Origin of the sequence: Salimicrobium album (genome assembly GCF_900107115.1) — a bacterium.
Lineage (GTDB): Bacteria > Bacillota > Bacilli > Bacillales > Halobacillaceae > Salimicrobium > Salimicrobium album.
Genome location: NZ_FNOS01000010.1, coordinates 1 through 16,751, shown reverse-complemented (window position 1 = coordinate 16,751; position 16,751 = coordinate 1). Strand labels below are relative to the sequence as shown.

20 protein-coding genes, 1 rRNA gene and 1 other RNA gene are annotated in these 16,751 nt (G+C 46.8%); 20 read left to right on the top strand and 2 right to left on the bottom strand.

The features are described from left to right. Positions 1-68 precede the first annotated feature (68 nt). From BLU03_RS13070 to BLU03_RS13055, 4 genes are all read left to right on the top strand, one after another. Positions 69-617, top strand: a complete 549-nt coding sequence (locus tag BLU03_RS13070; protein WP_008592004.1) for a hypothetical protein — start codon at positions 69-71, stop codon at positions 615-617. 150 nt (positions 618-767) lie between these two features. Then, positions 768-953, top strand: coding sequence for a hypothetical protein (locus BLU03_RS13065; RefSeq protein WP_008592015.1), 186 nt, complete (start codon positions 768-770; stop codon positions 951-953). Between the two features lie 332 nt (positions 954-1,285). Further along, on the top strand, positions 1,286-1,669 hold the full coding sequence (locus BLU03_RS13060; RefSeq protein ID WP_093108231.1) for an AbrB/MazE/SpoVT family DNA-binding domain-containing protein: 384 nt from the start codon (positions 1,286-1,288) through the stop codon (positions 1,667-1,669). Between the two features lie 2 nt (positions 1,670-1,671). Continuing rightward, entirely contained in the window at positions 1,672-1,974 is a 303-nt protein-coding gene (locus tag BLU03_RS13055) for a type II toxin-antitoxin system RelE/ParE family toxin (protein WP_093108229.1), read from the top strand. 77 nt (positions 1,975-2,051) lie between these two features. Here BLU03_RS13055 and BLU03_RS13050 read toward each other — a convergent pair whose 3' ends face one another. Beyond that, positions 2,052-2,633: a DUF4352 domain-containing protein gene (locus tag BLU03_RS13050; RefSeq protein ID WP_093108227.1), complete on the bottom strand. Its 582-nt coding sequence runs from the start codon at positions 2,631-2,633 to the stop codon at positions 2,052-2,054. Positions 2,634-2,930: 297 nt separating this feature from the next. Here BLU03_RS13050 and BLU03_RS13045 point away from each other — a divergent pair, with 297 nt between their 5' ends. From BLU03_RS13045 to BLU03_RS13025, 5 genes are all read left to right on the top strand, one after another. After that, complete coding sequence (locus tag BLU03_RS13045; protein ID WP_093108225.1) at positions 2,931-3,566, top strand: alpha/beta hydrolase; 636 nt, start codon at positions 2,931-2,933, stop codon at positions 3,564-3,566. A 232-nt stretch (positions 3,567-3,798) separates the two neighbouring features. Further along, positions 3,799-5,055 carry a Y-family DNA polymerase gene (locus BLU03_RS13040; protein WP_093108261.1) on the top strand — a complete coding sequence of 419 codons (1,257 nt, stop codon included), beginning with the start codon at positions 3,799-3,801 and terminating at the stop codon, positions 5,053-5,055. Between the two features lie 58 nt (positions 5,056-5,113). Further along, entirely contained in the window at positions 5,114-5,761 is a 648-nt protein-coding gene (locus tag BLU03_RS13035; RefSeq protein WP_093108259.1) for a M50 family metallopeptidase, read from the top strand. Positions 5,762-5,852: 91 nt separating this feature from the next. Further along, positions 5,853-6,104 (top strand): hypothetical protein, encoded by a 252-nt coding sequence (locus BLU03_RS13030; protein ID WP_076572856.1) that lies wholly within the window; start codon positions 5,853-5,855, stop codon positions 6,102-6,104. 125 nt (positions 6,105-6,229) lie between these two features. Continuing rightward, positions 6,230-7,138, top strand: coding sequence for a DMT family transporter (locus BLU03_RS13025; RefSeq protein ID WP_093108223.1), 909 nt, complete (start codon positions 6,230-6,232; stop codon positions 7,136-7,138). Here BLU03_RS13025 and BLU03_RS13020 read toward each other — a convergent pair. Beyond that, positions 7,123-7,317, bottom strand: coding sequence for a hypothetical protein (locus tag BLU03_RS13020; protein ID WP_076572852.1), 195 nt, complete (start codon positions 7,315-7,317; stop codon positions 7,123-7,125). The two genes, BLU03_RS13025 and BLU03_RS13020, sit on opposite strands and share 16 nt — an antisense overlap. A gap of 217 nt (positions 7,318-7,534) precedes the next feature. Here BLU03_RS13020 and acsA point away from each other — a divergent pair, with 217 nt between their 5' ends. From acsA to BLU03_RS12965, 11 genes are all read left to right on the top strand, one after another. Further along, complete coding sequence (acsA, locus tag BLU03_RS13015; protein WP_076572850.1) at positions 7,535-9,244, top strand: acetate--CoA ligase; 1,710 nt, start codon at positions 7,535-7,537, stop codon at positions 9,242-9,244. A 303-nt stretch (positions 9,245-9,547) separates the two neighbouring features. Continuing rightward, positions 9,548-10,858 carry a lysine N(6)-hydroxylase/L-ornithine N(5)-oxygenase family protein gene (locus BLU03_RS13010; RefSeq protein WP_093108221.1) on the top strand — a complete coding sequence of 437 codons (1,311 nt, stop codon included), beginning with the start codon at positions 9,548-9,550 and terminating at the stop codon, positions 10,856-10,858. 61 nt (positions 10,859-10,919) lie between these two features. Beyond that, positions 10,920-11,435, top strand: coding sequence for a type 1 glutamine amidotransferase domain-containing protein (locus tag BLU03_RS13005; protein ID WP_076572846.1), 516 nt, complete (start codon positions 10,920-10,922; stop codon positions 11,433-11,435). Between the two features lie 88 nt (positions 11,436-11,523). Then, positions 11,524-12,324 (top strand): DUF3891 family protein, encoded by an 801-nt coding sequence (locus tag BLU03_RS13000; protein ID WP_322787586.1) that lies wholly within the window; start codon positions 11,524-11,526, stop codon positions 12,322-12,324. 12 nt (positions 12,325-12,336) lie between these two features. After that, positions 12,337-12,804 (top strand): tRNA adenosine(34) deaminase TadA, encoded by a 468-nt coding sequence (gene tadA / locus BLU03_RS12995; protein WP_076572842.1) that lies wholly within the window; start codon positions 12,337-12,339, stop codon positions 12,802-12,804. A gap of 44 nt (positions 12,805-12,848) precedes the next feature. Further along, positions 12,849-13,114: signal recognition particle sRNA large type (gene ffs / locus BLU03_RS12990), an RNA gene on the top strand. A 159-nt stretch (positions 13,115-13,273) separates the two neighbouring features. Further along, positions 13,274-14,965, top strand: coding sequence for a DNA polymerase III subunit gamma/tau (dnaX, locus tag BLU03_RS12985; protein ID WP_093108217.1), 1,692 nt, complete (start codon positions 13,274-13,276; stop codon positions 14,963-14,965). A gap of 18 nt (positions 14,966-14,983) precedes the next feature. Then, a complete protein-coding gene (locus BLU03_RS12980) occupies positions 14,984-15,304 on the top strand; it encodes a YbaB/EbfC family nucleoid-associated protein (protein ID WP_008590213.1) in 321 nt (106 codons plus the stop codon). Then, a complete protein-coding gene (gene recR, locus BLU03_RS12975; protein ID WP_076572838.1) occupies positions 15,304-15,900 on the top strand; it encodes a recombination mediator RecR in 597 nt (198 codons plus the stop codon). Before BLU03_RS12980 ends, recR begins: the two co-directional genes overlap by 1 nt. A gap of 16 nt (positions 15,901-15,916) precedes the next feature. Next, positions 15,917-16,126: a YaaL family protein gene (locus BLU03_RS12970; RefSeq protein ID WP_076572836.1), complete on the top strand. Its 210-nt coding sequence runs from the start codon at positions 15,917-15,919 to the stop codon at positions 16,124-16,126. A gap of 358 nt (positions 16,127-16,484) precedes the next feature. Continuing rightward, positions 16,485-16,751, top strand: a 16S ribosomal RNA gene (locus BLU03_RS12965); the annotation flags it as partial.

Below are 16,751 nucleotides of genomic sequence, written 5' to 3'. Positions count from 1 at the left end.
AGAACCAGTAAATTACCTGTTTGGTGCTTATTATTGCTATGTTTTTTATTTGAAGGAGCGTGGATAAGGTGTTTAAGAGGATTTATACCAGATTTATGATGGAGTTTTTAAGGATATTGTTATGGGGATTATTATCTCTTCCTGAGAAAGACTGGAAGAAAAGAAACATCGACAAAGAGATTGAGGATGGAATGAAGTTGGCTCAACGAAGCTTAATTAAATCTCAACAACTAAATGAAGATCTTACTTTGGGATCAGAACCAGGCCATAGTAAATCTACAAGGAAATTGATGAAGGCATTTTCAACACAACGTTATATATTAGAAGAAGATGAGAAGGAATTTTATTTACAGGTAGCTAAAGTGTGGGTAGGGGGACTCTTCAATAGTTATTATGTAGCATTGAGTTGTAGTGGGATCTTTTTGGTTACTTATTTAAGTACTTTTTTACTTCATCCTTATCTTAGTGGATGGAGTACTGTTATCTGGACGATGATATTGTTTTTCAGCTCAATTATTGGAATTCTTAATGCTATACGGATTGAAGGAGGGAGAAAATGGCTTCTTCTACTTCTTAATGTCTTTTTCTTTATTATCTTTATTATGATAATGAGTTGACTTTAAAGTTCCATTATATGCTGTGTTCTTTTACTAATAGCAAAACATCATTATCGCTCGCAAGTAGCCAAAGAGTAGACAAGGGGGAGTTATATATAAGTACTTATTTTATTTTCCCTTGTCCTACCGAGGGCAGGGAGGATATTTAAGATGGAAAGTTATACTTATCGGGAGAATATTTTCAATTTTTCTCAAAAACCATCGATAACAAAAGATGTTGAAGGAAACGAGGCATATGAAGTACAACTTTATTATTTAAGTGGAGTTCAGAAATTATTAACGCAAGGACTGGGCCGTGTCACTAATGGAGCCACAAATATATTCAATCGTAGATAACAATTATTGTCTTTGTTCCAAAACTCGTCCTTTTCTGTACACATAGTCATTGCATAAGAAAAGGATCTTTTTTTATGTATTTTGTGTACAAAAACCCTGTTCATTATTTTATGTTCATTAACCTTGGTATTATTATCTTAATGAAAGGAACCGATTTTTTTATGCCCTGATTAAATTTTCTATAGACCCCTGTATCCGTCGTTCCTAGCTGAAGGAACCTTGCGTATACTATCCTGGAGTATTATAATTAAAACAAGGAATCCTAGAAACAAAGAAATAATTTTTTGGTTTCTAGGAAAACGTGAATACATGAAAGGAGGGGGGGAATACTGATGGCTATAGAAGAAACTGTAAGGAGGAGTGGAGATATGGCTCAAGGACCTAGGAAAAAGTCGCGCCGTATAGCTATATCCAACAAACGCCAAATCACCGTCCCGAAGGAATATTACGATTATCTCGAAATGGATACCGAAGCCAATATCGAGTTGGAGGGGAATAAAATCGTGATTACCCCTGTACGAGAAACCAACGACGACTTCTCGGAGTTTATTTTGAAAGATCTGATCGATGAAGGATACGGAGGGGACGAACTGCTCCAGGAATTCAACCGACGGAAGAACAATATACGCCCTGCAGTCGAAGCGTGGCTCAAGGACGCTCACGAGAACGCCGAGGACGTAGATTCTGTTTCTGACTTGTTCAACGAGGACGAATAGTCATGGAAAAAGCGAAATTGAAAGTCCAGAACCCGGCTAAAAAATTCTTCAAGAAAATCAAAAACAAACAACTTAAATGTAAATACGAGGATGCGATTGAGACCATATGCTTAGACCCCTACCAGGCGGGCGATCCGAAAACAGGGGATCTCGCAGGGGTCTATGGGTATGATATTCGCCATAACAAAATAGGATACGAATTGGCGTATACAATCGAAGAAGACAACGATGGAAATACTGTCGTTATTCTCCACGCAGGTACGCGGGAACAGTTTTATAAGGAACTGAAACGGTACCTCCAGTAAGTGGGATACATAGAAAAATCGAACGGAAGGCGAGTAAAGCGCCTTCCGTTCGATTTTTTTAAACACGTGGTTACTGTTTATTGAAGCTCGATCAGTTTTGATACGGAACCAAATATACCTTCTTGAGCTTTCAATTGAAGGTCTTGAGCTTCTGCTACATCAGATACCACATCGAAGACGAGTGTTCCTGAAATAGAGGAACCGGGGTTCACTTCTTCCAGAAAGAAACTGCTGTTATCTTCTCCGGAATTAGCAGCCATCGTAGCTTCACTGTCAGGGCTGAACGTCGTGTCCCCCTGAACTAATTCAAAGTAGTCGGAATCGACCATTGCGGCTTCATTACCGTTATTGGTAAACGTTACTTCAAGAGTCAAAAACATCTCTTCCGTAGTTTCTTTCATAAATTCAGGACCTACACTTTGGGCCGTTTCTCTTCCTTCTACTACATAGGTGACATCACCTACAGCCACTTCCTCACCCATAGCGTAAGTCTCTTTTTCTCCGTCGGAAGAACTGTCCCCGGAACTTTCACTGGAGCTGGTTGATTCTTCGTTATTGTTCTCCTGTGATGAATCATCCCCGCCCAAAGCGGCGAATAATACAACGAGAATTATGATTCCTATGAGCCCTAAACAACCGAACTTGAAAAACTTTTTCATACTATGTACCTCCCTGGATGGATATTTGTAACGCTGCAGGTATCATTATAAACATATGTAGTAAAAAATAACTACAGGAGAAATGGTTATCCTTTCCGTTTCCCTGAATTTCTGCATTTTTTTGTTGTTCCTTTCATCTCTCTGTTGACTTATGAGCAATTTTTTGGCACACATGCACCTCTTCTTACCCAATACTACGTATTTATCATTTTGAAAAATACGGTTGAAGGGTATAGGACAAATGGAGGCCTGAACAGATCCGGGCCCGGAAATTATGAAATACGGGAGGGATCGAAAATGAGATGGATGTATACGGTACTTCTTTTTACTGTAGTACTATTCTCTCTTGCAGGCTGTCAGGGAGGAGACTCGGGCAGTCAGAGTACGGATACGGAAGATAAAAACACATCTGAGGAAATTAATATAGAAGGCGAATTGTGGAAAGGGGATGGAGACCTTGGCGTCGTCCTCTCTCACGGTGCCGTTTACAATGCGGAAAGCTGGGATGACCAGGGCAGAAAATTGGCAGATAACGGTATCACCGCTTTTGCGACGGAAGACACGTCACCGCGGACGCTCAAAAAGGCGGCTGCTATGCTTAAAGAAGAGCAGGGAGCCGAAAAGGTAGCTGTGATGGGGGCAAGCGCCGGAGGTTCTTCCGCTATTGAAGCTGTAACGGAAGGGGACTTCGATTTTCAAAAAGTGGTTCTTCTCTCTCCAGGAGGCGACCCTATGAAAATCAGCAATACCCCGGTATTGACCGTTTACAGTGAAGACGAAGGTTACAGAGAACTTGAAGAAAGTACGGAAGAATTGATGAAAAAGATGGAAATTTCGGGCGGAGCCCACGCTCAGGAGATATTCAAAGGGGAGAAAAGTGAAGAGGTGATGAGCGAAATCATCCGGTTTCTTAAGGATGAAAACACTTCCTGACAGATATAAGCGCCTCGTGAGTCAGCAGAAGGTCTCTGACTCATGAGGCGTTTTTTATCAACGTGGCAGCCCCCGCCTCCCGTAACCAAAATCGTGGACTTGCAGGGGGGAGGATCAAAAAGTACTGTTTACAAAAAAACAGTTCAGGGGTAATATAAGAACAAGTGTTCCCGTTAAAAGTGAAGCGGTACTGATATTATATTTCCCGGGAAATGAGGTGATGGCGATGACGATGACGGAGTACACCTATCCCAGGCACGACGTGCTATGTCTCGATATGAGGTCTTTTTATGCCAGTGTCGAATGTATGAAAAGAGGACTGGATCCGGCAAAGGCGCTTCTCGCTGTAGTCGGCGACCCGGAGCGCAGCGGTAGTATCGTGCTTGCAGCTTCTCCTGCTCTTAAGGAGCGGCACGGAACAGGGAACGTCTCCCGCTTTTTCGAGCTTCCCGATGACCCGGAAATCATTATCGCCAAAGCATGCATGCAGGATTATCTGGATGTTTCCGTAGAGATTACGAGGCTCGTTCATCAGTATGCGCCGCGGGAAGCCATCCACGTTTATTCCGTCGATGAGCTCTGGGTGACGGTGGACGGGCTGGAGAAGCTCTATGGTCCTCCACGTGAAATCGCTGAACTTTTCCGGAAAAGAATTGCCGAACAGTTCGGAATTGAGTGTGCTGTCGGTATAGGAGATAATAAGTTTCTGGCTAAAGTCGTGCTGGACATACACGCGAAAAAGAGCGTAAGCGGAATCGCCGTCTGCCGTTATGAAGATGTGGAAAGGCTTCTGTGGCCGGTGCCGGTGGAAGATATATGGGGGATAGGGAAGCGTATGATGCGGCGTTTGAACAATATGGGAATTATAAAGCTCGGAGATCTGGCTACCCATCCGCTGCGCTTTCTTAAAAAACGTTTCGGTGTAATGGGAGAACAGCTCTACTGGCATGCAAGAGGCGTGGACTTAAGTTCGGTATTCGGAAACTTCACAGGCTCCGTACAGAAGAGTTATGGCCATGGTATAACGTTACTTGAGGATTATGGGGAAAAGGATATATATCCCTGTCTCCTGGATTTATGTGAGGAAGTGTGCCGCAGGGCGAGAGAATTCCATCATGTCGGCCGGACCGTTCACATAGGTATCGGGTACACGAAAGGGACAGGCGGAGGGTTCTCCCGTTCGCTCACTCTCCATACCCCGACGAACCTGACGATGGATATGTATAAAGCGATCCTTTCTTTATTCCGGAAAAATTACGACTCCGGCCTCGCCATTCGCCGGGTTTACGTCTCTCTCACTAACCTGGAGAATGATGAGAGTTTGCAGATGACCTTTTTCGATCAAAAAGAAAAGGAACGTGACCTGGCTGTCACTATGGATGACATACGGGCCCGGCACGGCTCCACCTCTCTGCTGCGGGCCAGCAGCTATGAGCCGGGCGGAATCACGATCGAGAGAAGTAAAAAGGTCGGGGGTCACTATGCATGAAACGTTTCCGTCCGTGAAAACGTAAAGAAGAGAGCAGATGAGGAATGGAGAGGTACCGATGAAAACACAAATTATTATAAGTCTTATAGTTGCTCTTTTACTGACCCAGATGCCTATCATAGGAAAATACTTTGCTATGCTGAATACGATGGTACACGAAACCGGCCATTCCCTTATGGCTCTTTTGAGCGGCGGGGAAGTGAGGAATATATCCCTCTTTCCCAACACGTCCGGTGTAACCATGACCGGGCACACCTCATGGTTCAGCCACGTGCTCACCAGCCTGTCGGGCTATATTTTCGCGTCAACATTCGCATTTCTTCTTTTCTACCTTCTCTCCAGAGGAAAATACACGCTGATCGTTATTCTGTTACTCGGATTACTCTCTGTGAACCTGTTATTCTGGGTACGCAATCCGTACGGAGTATTCTGGATTATCACGTTTGCAGCTCTCTTCGTCTGGCTGCTGCGTTCCGGTCACCAGACGCTCATCGTTTATGCTTTGACGTTTATTGCCGCACTTATACTGGTGCAGTCGGTCATCAGCGCTTTTAATATCATGTGGCTTAGCCTCACCTCTCCTTCCGGGGCCGGGGATGCGACGAACCTCGCACGTGCTACGAAAATACCGGCGGTCGTCTGGGGTACAGGCTTTTTCCTCCAGGCGTTCTACTTCGGTATTCAGGCATGGAAACGATTTTTTTAATTTCTCCGGGGGGATCAGCCAGCCCTTGTTTTTATATGGAAAAGATAGGGTAAGAAGTATAGTACACACTGAGATAGGAAGGAGGCGAGTTATGGAATTGAAAGATCGTTTAATTACGTACGGATTTGATACAATCGATATTTTCCTGATTGACGAAGAAAAGAACCAGGAGACAGTATCGAACGTCAAACTTCATAAAGTCACCAATCTTGAATATAAGCTATATCTGGATCCGGAGTCTATCGAATACTATCTTGATCATGAAGATCCTTATTTCAAAGCGGTTCAGCAGGAACCCGATCAAAAGCCGATAGGGGTGAAAGGATATATCCTGGAATGGTGAGAAGAACCTCTTTATAGACGAGAGGCTCTTTTTTACTGAGGGGAAATGAGGAAGAAGAAAAGTCCCTGGCTTTTAGAAAAAGAGATACCCGAGTACATTCGTCATTCAGGAAAGGGGGAGTCGGGATGAGAGCGTATGCTCTTGTAATGGTAACTATGTTTTTGTTTGCAGGGAACTATATCGTAGGGAAAGTGGCGGCTGATGCCGTCCCTCCTTTGACCCTGACGTGGCTGAGAACGCTCATCGGGTTGCTTCTTGTCGCGACGTTTTACTGGAAGAAGATTAGGCTGGTGAAGAGACAGCTAATAGAGGGATGGCGCCCTCTGGTCGGTATGGCAGCTACGGGAATTGTAATGTTTCCGGCTTTTTCGTATTTGGCGCTGCATTACACTACCACTATAAACGCCTCTATTATGGAATCGCTTACCCCGGCAGTGACTATTTTTATCGGGGCCGTGTTCCTGAAGGAGAAATATGGACTGAGTCAGCTGGTCGGTGTAGGGATTTCCCTGGCCGGAGTCGCTTATATTATAAGTAAGGGATCTTTTGCGAGGCTATTAAGTCTCGAGTTCAACAGCGGGGATCTGATTATGATAGGGGCGGTCATCAGCTGGGCTATTTATTCTACGCTCGTTAACGTCTACGGCTACAGACTGCCTTTGTTCGGGAGTCTGTTCGGTATCCTGCTGATCGGGAATATCATGGTGATGATAGCGGCCTTTCTGTTTGAATGGTCCCAGGGCCGGTTCATAACCGACTGGTCCATGCCGATAATCGCAAGTATCCTTTATACCGGCCTGTTCCCGTCTTTTCTTGCGCTGCTGTCATGGAATATGGCCGTTGCGGAAATAGGACCGGCGAAGGCAACGATATTCATCAATCTGCTGCCGTTCGCCACTGCGATCCTTTCCCTTCTGTTTCTGCAGGAAAAAATTACGGTTGATCAGGTTATCGGAGGTGCAATCGTTCTCACGGGGATTTATTTTACTACGAGAGTAAAAGGTGGAAGAAAACCCGGTTACAAGCCGCGCTGACGGCGCCGGTTTTTCTCCTTCCGATCCGCAATTCCTCCGATGATAAGAAACACACCCGAGGAGAAGAGCATTAGGGAAATCATTGTGTTGTTGATAGCCAGAAGCAGTATAAGGGAAACGATAATATTGACTGTTCCTATAACACCGAGAATCCAAAACATTTTATTTTCTTTAGTCATAGTCTCTCACCTTTCTACTGTATATTATATAAAGACAAAAGGCGGGAAGCAAACGTCCCCCGACTGCGGCGGTCAAAAGGGAAATTATGTGTTTTACTTTAAATATTTTTTGAAATCGCATACAATGCAATTAACGGAATTTTCCGAAATACATGTACATAGCTTCCCTGATTTGTGAAATGGGGGGAGTAATTTTGCCAAGGAGTGTGAGACAATTATGGATATGAAATCAATTCCGGCACAAACGGGTAATTACAATCTCGAAAACTACGAAGAAATGTACAAAACGTTTGACTGGGAAGATGCCAGAAAGAATTTCACCTGGAATGAAACAGGGAAAGTAAACATGGCCTATGAAGCGATAGATAAGCATGCGGAGAACCCTGACAAAAAAGATCAGCCCGCTCTCGTCTATTCGGCTCCCGGTCGGGAAGAAACACTCACATTCAGTGATTTGAAGCGGGAAAGTGATAAATTCGCAAACGTACTTAAGAAGCATAATATTGAAAAAGGGGACCGGGTTTTTATGTTCCTTCCGCGAAGCCCGGAATTTTACGCTGCTTTTCTCGGTATATTGAAAACCGGAGCTATCGCGGGGCCCCTGTTTGAAGCGTTTATGGAACAGGCTGTCCGTGATCGCCTGGAAGACAGCGGGGCTAAAATGCTCATAACGACTCCTGAGCTTCTCGAACGCGTACCGGAAAAAGAACTTCCGGATCTGAAGCAGGTCGTGCTCGTAGGAGGAGAAGGGTCCGAAGACTATATCAGTTTTGAGGAGGAGATGAAAGACGCTTCTCAGGATTTCGATATAGAATGGGTGGACCTCGAAGACGGAATGCTTCTTCACTACACTTCGGGATCAACGGGTAAACCGAAAGGCGTCTACCACGTACACAATGCCATGATCCAGCATTATCAGACGGGTAAGTGGGTGCTCGATCTGAAAGAAAGCGATATTTACTGGTGCACTGCCGATCCGGGCTGGGTTACAGGTACGAGCTACGGTATTTTCGCCCCGTGGCTGAACGGAGTGACGAACGTGGTCAAAGGTGGCCGCTTCAGTGCCGATGACTGGTATTCTCTCATTGCAGAGAAAGAGATCAGCGTCTGGTACTCGGCCCCTACCGCTTTCCGTAAGCTTATGAGTGCGGGAGCGGAGGTTGCGAAAAAACATGATATGTCGTCCCTCCGTCATGTACTGAGTGTAGGGGAACCGCTTAACCCGGAAGTCGTTACGTGGGGGCTGAAGGCGTTCGACCTTCGTATCCACGATACATGGTGGATGACGGAGACGGGAGCCCAGCTGATCTGTAACTTCCCTGCTATGGAAATCCGTCCCGGTTCCATGGGTAAACCGATTCCGGGAATAGAAGCTTCTATCGTAGATAACGAAGGGAACGAACTTCCACCGAACCAGATGGGGAACCTGGCGATCAAAGAAGGGTGGCCTGCCCAGATGCGCGCCATCTGGAACAACCCCGGCAAATTTGAAAGCTACTTCGTCAACGGCTGGTACGTCTCCGGTGACAGTGCCTATCAGGATGAAGACGGATACTTCTGGTTCCAGGGACGTCTCGATGATGTCATCAACACTTCCGGAGAACGGGTAGGACCGTTTGAAGTGGAAAGTAAGCTGATTGAACATGAAGCCGTAGCGGAAGCAGGGGTTATCGGTAAACCGGACCCTGAGCGCGGAGAAATTATCAAAGCTTTCATTATGCTTAACGATGGCTACGAAGAATCAGAGGAATTGCTGGAGGAAATCCGTCAGTTCGTGAAAAAAGGTCTGAGTGCTCACGCAGCACCACGTGAAATGGAAGTGAAAGACTCTATTCCTAAAACGAGAAGTGGTAAGATTATGCGTCGTCTGCTGAAGTCCTGGGAACTTGGACTTCCGACAGGAGACACGTCCACACTTGAAGAATAATTATTTCCGGCACCCGGGACAAAATGAACGATAAAGATACAGAAATCGGACAACTGAATCCATGAATACTATACGAAAAGTACGTCAATTTCCGCAGAACCGGCACGGCCTCGTAATCAAAAGAATTTCATGATTACGCCAGCTGAGGCTGTGCCCGCGGAAAGCGACGTGCTTTTTGTTTTGCTTTCCGGCAGAAGTTCCACGTGAAACACACACAATAGATGAACGTACCCGAAAAAACCCCGGAGATTAAGAAGGAGGAAAGTTGGGAATAGCCTCTTAGAAGAAAAAGGGGGAAATAGTATGTACGACGTAATCGGTATTGGAATAGGACCTTATAATCTCGGGATGGCCGGGCTCATAGATCAGACGAATGAAGTGGAGGGGATCTTTTTTGATGATACTCCGAAGTTCGAATGGCACCCCGGCATGCTCGTGGAAAAGATGGATTTACAGGTGCCGTTCATGGCGGATCTGGCTACATTCGCTGATCCTAAAAGCCCTTATACGTTCATGAACTACCTGTATGAAAACAATAGATTATTTCCTTTTTACCTGTATCAGAATTTCAAAATCCCCCGCCAGGAATACAACGATTATTTGCAATGGGCGGCCGGTCGCCTCGACAACCTGTATTTTGGTCATGTGGTGGTGGACGTTCTGGATCATGAGGAGGAAGAGTATTACACCGTCGAGGTAGAGGATAAAATGACGGGTGAGCTCAAAAAATATGATACGAAACACGTGTTGATGGGGACGGGCACGAAGCCGCTCTTATTCAAAGGGACGGAAGAACTCTCGCGGGAAGACGTTCTTCATTCCAGCCGCTATCTGTTTGAAAAAGATCAGCTCCTCCGCTCCCAGGACGTGACGGTGGTCGGTTCGGGGCAGAGTGCTCTCGAAATCTTTCTCGACCTGCTGGAGGAACAGGAGCGACAGGATATGCGTATAACGCTTCTCACAAGGTCCGGAGGTCTGTTCCAGCTGGATCAGGCAAAATTTGCCCAGGAGATGTTCACTCCCGAATACATCGATTACTTCCATGGTTTAAGCGAAGAGAAACGTCTGGAAGCCCTCGACACCCTTAAACCTCTGCGTAAGGGCATCGATCCCGACACCCTTATCCGTCTGTATACGAAACTGTATCACCGGACAGCAGGAGGAGGGGAGAGCGGTATCTTCATTCAGCCGATGACGGAAGTGAACAATATCACTTACGACAACGGAAGGTATCACCTCGACTGTTATCAGTGGCAGGAAGAAGAACAATACGTGCATTCGACGAAAAAAGTCGTACTTGCGACCGGATATGAACCGCATTTTCCCGAGTGGTTCATACAGAATTTCAAAAATAAAATCGAGTGGGAAGGCGATATGCAGTACAAAGTAACGAGAGACTATAAACTCGTCTTCAATAAAGAACGGTCTCACCAGTTCTTCACAGCTACCGGCCTTACCCACTCCCATGGAACCGGAGCGACCAACCTTGGCCTCGCTGTGCACAGAAATATACACGTTTTAAATGCTATAGCCGGAAAGGAAATCTATAAAAACCAGGAAAACCCGGCCTTTCAGACGTTTTCCGTGAAAGAGCGAAAGCGGGATCAGGTTTAATATATTATGTACCGGGAAACATTTACAGTGGAAACAATCTTACAAAGGAGATGAAAACACAATGAGTAAAATAGCATGTGTAATCACCGATATGTTTGAAGATGTAGAATTCACTCAGCCGGTCAACGCTTTGAAAAAAGAAGGCCATGAAGTGACGAATATAGAATGGGAAGCCGGAAAAGAAGTGACAGGAAAACAGGGAGAGGCGAAAGTTGCAATAGATAAATCTATTGATAACGTAAACCCTGGCGATTTCGATGCGCTGCTCATTCCGGGAGGTTTCTCTCCGGATCAGCTCCGTGCGGATGATAATTTCGTGAAGTTCGTCAAGTACTTCATGGATAATGAGAAGCCGGTCTTCGCAATATGCCACGGCCCACAGCTTCTGATCACTGCGAAAAGTCTGGAAGGACGTCACGCGACAGGCTTCAAATCCATTCAGGTGGATATGGAGTACGCTGGTGCGACCGTTCAGGACAAGGAAGTAGTCGTATGCCAGGATCAGCTGGTGACGAGCCGTCAGCCTGATGATATCCCGGCATTCAATAAAGAAATGACCCGCATCCTAAGTAAATAAAGGACAGAGGCCCCGCTTTCATAAGCGGGGTTTTTCTTTTGGAAAAAGGTCCGAAAGCCTGTGCTTTTAATATTTTCAAAAAATTGCTATGATTAGTAGTACGAAAAAGCGAGGAAGTGGAGGGGTGAAAATGATTGTCCGGGAATATAAGGAAGGGTTTGTTATGATTCGTCAGCATGATCATGCGCTTATCTCAGGAGAGATGGCACGTCAGTGGAAAAATGATTTCCTGCTGACTTCGAGAATCAGATCGGAAGCGGACTGGGCAGTAGAGGTCCATGACAGGGCGTGGCTCCCTCTCGATGAGAAGCCGCTATGGAACGGGGAAAAGGGGCGGCCTTTTACCTTTGTTGATTATCCTCTGGAAGAGAAACTGGCGGCCTATCGCAGCGGCATCGAGAAGACAGCGGAGCAATCCCCATACGCCGGAGTGCTGACGAGTATGCATTATCAGTCCTTCTTCGAAAATGACCGGGACGATTCCCGTACTGCCGAATTTTATGAAGAGCAGAAGGACGTGCAGGAAAAACTGCTCAGCAAAATGAAAGTGGAAGTGCCGGCGGAACTACGTCACCTTCATTTTGAAAGGCTTCAGTTTTGTGATAATCTCTCTCTGTACATATGTATGAATGAGCCGGGGGCCTCAAAAGAAAATGAAGTGCCCTGGTTCAGAGACGGTTTCCCGCAGAAGTTCGACATCGCTCCGGGCGGGATTTATCCGGAATGGAAGAACGAAGCTACTGTTCTTCTTACCCCTTTTCCTTTCGCGGAGGAATGGACCGTTTCCGTTCCATATCGTTTCGTAACGAAGGAGAGAATCGATGAGGCGGGTCTTGAGACAGCTTATCATGAAGCAGAAGAAAAGAACTATTTCGTAACTTTCGATTAAGGACGTGGACGTATGGAAAGCGACCGGTATTATATGAAGAAAGCCATCGAGGAAGCGGAGAAAGCAGAGGCACTCGGAGAGGTTCCGATAGGAGCTGTCCTCGTCCACGAAGGTGAAGTGATAGCCCGGGGACATAACTTGAGAGAAACGACACAAAAAACGTCCTCTCACGCCGAGTGTATTACGATCGATCGTGCCAATGATGTTATAGGAAGCTGGAGACTCGAGGAATGCACGCTGTACGTAACACTTGAACCATGTCCGATGTGCGCCGGAGCGATTCTTCAGTCCCGCATTCCTGTACTCGTATACGGAGCTTACGACAGGAAAGCAGGATGCGCCGGGACGCTTATGAACCTTCTGGATGACGACCGTTTTAACCACCGTACAGCCATCCGCGCCGGGGTGATGGGAGAGGAGTGCGGAGAGATGCTCTCCTCTTTTTTCAGAAGGATAAGGAAAAAAAGAAAAGACAAATAGCTATCTGTTGCAATTTCGGAAGTGAGGTTATATAATTACGATTGTCGTGCTAAGCGGGGAGGTAGCGGTGCCCTGCACTCGCAAGCCGCTAGAGCGAGGCTGAATTCCTGCTCGAGGTGACAAAGTTTCAAGGTCTGCCTCACAAAAGCAGTGTTGACATCCAGGTCCTGCGCAACGAGAAGCAGTGAACCCTGTCAGGTCCGGAAGGAAGCAGCAGTAAGCTGTGCCTCTCGTGTGCCGCGGGAGTGCCTGGATCGAGCTGTGATTGTGAGTAACGCTTGGGGTTCTGTCATCGACAGCAGGTGCACGGCATTACATAAAACAGAAAGTCGTTATGGCGAAGAGCCATAGCGGCTTTTTTTCTCTCCGGGGTGGTAAAGTTTTTGCAGAGAGACAGAGGTGGAACTTCACAGGGAGGGTCCGTTTTCGCTATAATAAGAAGTAAGACTAACAAAGGGGAACATCGACTATGAGCTATCAGGCCCTATACCGGGTGTGGCGCCCTACCCTGTTCAGGGATGTGGTAGGACAGACACACATTACACGTACTTTGCAAAACGCAATCGCCCAGCAGAAATTTTCACATGCGTATCTGTTCTCCGGCCCGCGCGGTACCGGAAAGACGAGTGCTGCGAAAATTTTCGCAAAAACGGTCAACTGTGAACAGGGACCGACAAAAGAACCCTGTAACGCCTGCAGCGCATGTCTCGGTATCCAGGACGGTTCCATATCGGACGTTATCGAAATAGACGCAGCTTCAAACAACGGAGTGGAGCAGATCCGTGATATCAGGGATAAAGTCAAATACGCGCCTACTTCCGTCTCCTACAAAGTCTACATTATCGATGAGGTGCACATGCTTTCCATCGGGGCTTTCAACGCCCTGTTGAAGACGCTTGAAGAACCTCCTTCACACGTAGTTTTCATTCTGGCGACGACGGAACCTCACAAAATACCCCTGACGATCATCTCCCGCTGTCAGCGTTTCGATTTCAAACGTATATCGCAGACAGCTATGGTAGAACGGATGGCTTCCATTACGGAAGAAGAGGATCTTGCAGTGGACAGGGAAGCTCTCGAGATCGTAGCTTTGAGTGCAGAGGGCGGAATGCGGGATGCTCTCAGTCTGCTGGACCAGGCGATTTCCTACAGTGAGGATGCCGTAGGTACGGAAGATGTACTGGCCGTTACCGGCTCCATCTCCCAGCAGCAACTGGCTGCTCTTTTGCGTTACGTACATGCAGGGGAAGTAAAGGAAGCACTCGAAACGGTGGATGCTCTTATTCAGGAAGGGAAAGATCCGGGGCGTTTCGTTTTCGACCTGATCTACTATCTCCGGGATCTGCTTATGTACAAGAGTGCGCCGGGACTTGAACAGCATCTGGAGAGAGCAGTACCGGATGAAGGCTTCCGGGATTTCTCCGGGGAGCTTCAGCCGGAATGGATTCAGGGCTCAATCCGCTCTTTGAATCAGTGTCAGCAGGAAATGAAGTGGACGACGAGTCCTAAGGTGTTCATAGAAATCGCTCTTTTAAATATTGCAGACCAGAAACCGGGAACTCCCGCAGAGGGAGATGCGGAGAAAGTGGATAAACTGTCCCGCAAAATCGATACGCTGGAAAAGAAACTCATGAAGATGGAAGAAAACCCACCTGCTGTCGCAGCCTCTCAGCAGGCACCTGCCCCGGAAAAGCGGACGCCCGCCAGGGGAGCCAAAAACAATTATCAGGTTCCTTACGAGAAGATAAACCGTACGCTTCAGGAAGCTTCCAAAGAAGCGATTACCGGTGTGAAAGAAGTGTGGGGCGAGTTCATGGAAGCATTGAAGAAGAGAAATGCCCCCGCTCATGCGACACTGTTGAACAGTAAACCGAGGGCCGCTTCCGGAAGCTCACTCGTTCTCGCCTTTCGTTACGATATCCATTGTTCCTTAGCGCTCGATCATAGAGCGACCATCGAGCCTCTGCTTGAGGAATTCACCGGGAAACCGCTGATGATTATCCCCGTGCCGGAACCGAAGTGGCAGCAGCTGCGTGAGGAGTACGTACAGAAACAGAGAGACGAAGCTCCGGAAGAAGAGAAAAATGCACATACAGAAGACGATTTCATCTCAGAAGCGAAAAAATTAGCCGGTGATGATATAATTGAAATTCACGATTAAACTTTAGGAGGAATTCATATGCGTGGTGGCGGAAACATGAATAATATGATGAAACAGATGCAGAAAATGCAGAAGAAAATGATGAAAGCACAGGAAGAACTTTATGAAATGACGTTCGAAGCTACAGCGGGCGGCGGAATGATTAAAGTGGAAGCGAACGGGAAAAAGGAAATCACCAACGTGGAAATAGATGAAGAAGCAGTCGATCCGGATGACGTGGAAATGCTTCAGGATCTGATCATCGCAGCTACGAACGACGTATTGAAACAGGTGGACGATAAGACGAATGATACGATGGGTGAGTTTACGAAAGGCATGCCTGGTGGAGGAATGTTTTAGTGTATTATCCAGAACCGATTTCAAAGCTGATCGACAGCTTTACTAAATTGCCAGGGATCGGTCCTAAAACAGCGGTCCGCCTGGCTTTTTATGTTTTAGAGATGGAAGAGGACGACGTCCTGGAGTTTGGTAAAGCACTTGTGAATGCGAAAAGGGAACTGACCCACTGCACCAATTGTGGTCACATTACGGATCAGGATCCCTGTGCCATCTGTCAGGACGAGTCGAGAGACAGTGCGCTTATCTGCGTAGTTCAGGACCCGAAAGACGTCATTGCTATGGAAAAGATGAAAGAGTTCAGTGGAAAGTACCACGTGCTCCATGGTGCCATCTCCCCGATGGACGGGATAGGGCCTGAAGACATCAATGTGGAAAGCTTAATTAAGCGTCTGAAAGATGAAGGTGTGGAAGAACTTATCATTGCCACCAACCCGAACGTGGAAGGGGAGGCTACGGCTATGTATATTTCACGTCTCGTGAAGCCGGCCGGAATCCGGACGACCCGCATAGCCCATGGGCTGCCTGTCGGCGGGGACCTCGAATACGCGGACGAAGTTACTCTTTCCAAAGCGATGGAAGGAAGACGGGAGCTCTGAGAGTGAGGGGTGCCTTATGTTTAATAGGAAAAGAAAGAGAAAGCGGGAAGAAAAACGGTTAATTGAGAGTATCGGACACGCTCACAGGGAATGGAGCGAACTTGCCCGTCTGATGGAGCACAACTTTCATGCGAGTGAGGAAGAATATCGTCAGATCACCGTGGCGAAAGCTAAATATTTCTATTTACTCAGGGAGGCACGGGAGAGAGAAATCAATGTTCTTTGAACTGTGAAGTCCGTGCTGCTTCAAAAAATCTCCTCCCGGGCTGTATCTATAGAAGAGAAACAGCCAGGTCCTTTTAAAAAACTGCGATTTCTGCGGTTTTTTTTATTTTTTTCAGCATAACTCTTGTAATGTTAGAAACAAGGTGTTATATTATTACCTGTCGCATTAAGAAAGCCGGGAACGGCAGACGATGCGAAACAAAAAAATATATAAAGTTGTTGACGGGAAACCTTCAGCATGATATATTAATTAAGTCGCTGTTTTGAGGCGACGCTGTAATGGATCTTTGAAAACTGAACAATGTTTTATGCCATGCGTCAATTTTTTGAACGAATTATGATTGAGCTAATCAATCTCTTTTATGGAGAGTTTGATCCTGGCTCAGGACGAACGCTGGCGGCGTGCCTAATACATGCAAGTCGAGCGCGGGAAGCGAGCTGAAGCCCTTCGGGGCGGACGCTCGTGGAACGAGCGGCGGACGGGTGAGTAACACGTGGGCAACCTGCCTGTAAGACCGGAATAACCCCGGGAAACCGGGGCTAATGCCGGATAACCCAACGGTTCTCCTGAACCGATGGTAAAAGGATGGCTTCTTGCTATCGCTTACAGATGGGCCCGCGGCGCA

Bases quoted from the DNA above. Each gene is read 5' to 3' on its own strand.
- acsA (WP_076572850.1), top strand. From the start codon at position 7,535: ATGGATATGAAATCAATTCCGGCACAAACGGGTAATTACAATCTCGAA.
- BLU03_RS12970 (WP_076572836.1), top strand. From the start codon at position 15,917: ATGTTTAATAGGAAAAGAAAGAGAAAGCGGGAAGAAAAACGGTTAATT.
- BLU03_RS13035 (WP_093108259.1), top strand. From the start codon at position 5,114: ATGAAAACACAAATTATTATAAGTCTTATAGTTGCTCTTTTACTGACC.
- BLU03_RS13005 (WP_076572846.1), top strand. From the start codon at position 10,920: ATGAGTAAAATAGCATGTGTAATCACCGATATGTTTGAAGATGTAGAA.
- BLU03_RS13065 (WP_008592015.1), top strand. From the start codon at position 768: ATGGAAAGTTATACTTATCGGGAGAATATTTTCAATTTTTCTCAAAAA.
- BLU03_RS13050 (WP_093108227.1), bottom strand. From the start codon at position 2,633: ATGAAAAAGTTTTTCAAGTTCGGTTGTTTAGGGCTCATAGGAATCATA.
- BLU03_RS13060 (WP_093108231.1), top strand. From the start codon at position 1,286: ATGGCTATAGAAGAAACTGTAAGGAGGAGTGGAGATATGGCTCAAGGA.
- BLU03_RS13020 (WP_076572852.1), bottom strand. From the start codon at position 7,317: ATGACTAAAGAAAATAAAATGTTTTGGATTCTCGGTGTTATAGGAACA.
- BLU03_RS13030 (WP_076572856.1), top strand. From the start codon at position 5,853: ATGGAATTGAAAGATCGTTTAATTACGTACGGATTTGATACAATCGAT.
- tadA (WP_076572842.1), top strand. From the start codon at position 12,337: ATGGAAAGCGACCGGTATTATATGAAGAAAGCCATCGAGGAAGCGGAG.
- dnaX (WP_093108217.1), top strand. From the start codon at position 13,274: ATGAGCTATCAGGCCCTATACCGGGTGTGGCGCCCTACCCTGTTCAGG.
- BLU03_RS13025 (WP_093108223.1), top strand. From the start codon at position 6,230: ATGAGAGCGTATGCTCTTGTAATGGTAACTATGTTTTTGTTTGCAGGG.
- BLU03_RS13045 (WP_093108225.1), top strand. From the start codon at position 2,931: ATGAGATGGATGTATACGGTACTTCTTTTTACTGTAGTACTATTCTCT.
- BLU03_RS12980 (WP_008590213.1), top strand. From the start codon at position 14,984: ATGCGTGGTGGCGGAAACATGAATAATATGATGAAACAGATGCAGAAA.
- BLU03_RS13000 (WP_322787586.1), top strand. From the start codon at position 11,524: ATGATTAGTAGTACGAAAAAGCGAGGAAGTGGAGGGGTGAAAATGATT.
- BLU03_RS13055 (WP_093108229.1), top strand. From the start codon at position 1,672: ATGGAAAAAGCGAAATTGAAAGTCCAGAACCCGGCTAAAAAATTCTTC.
- BLU03_RS13040 (WP_093108261.1), top strand. From the start codon at position 3,799: ATGACGGAGTACACCTATCCCAGGCACGACGTGCTATGTCTCGATATG.
- BLU03_RS13010 (WP_093108221.1), top strand. From the start codon at position 9,548: ATGTACGACGTAATCGGTATTGGAATAGGACCTTATAATCTCGGGATG.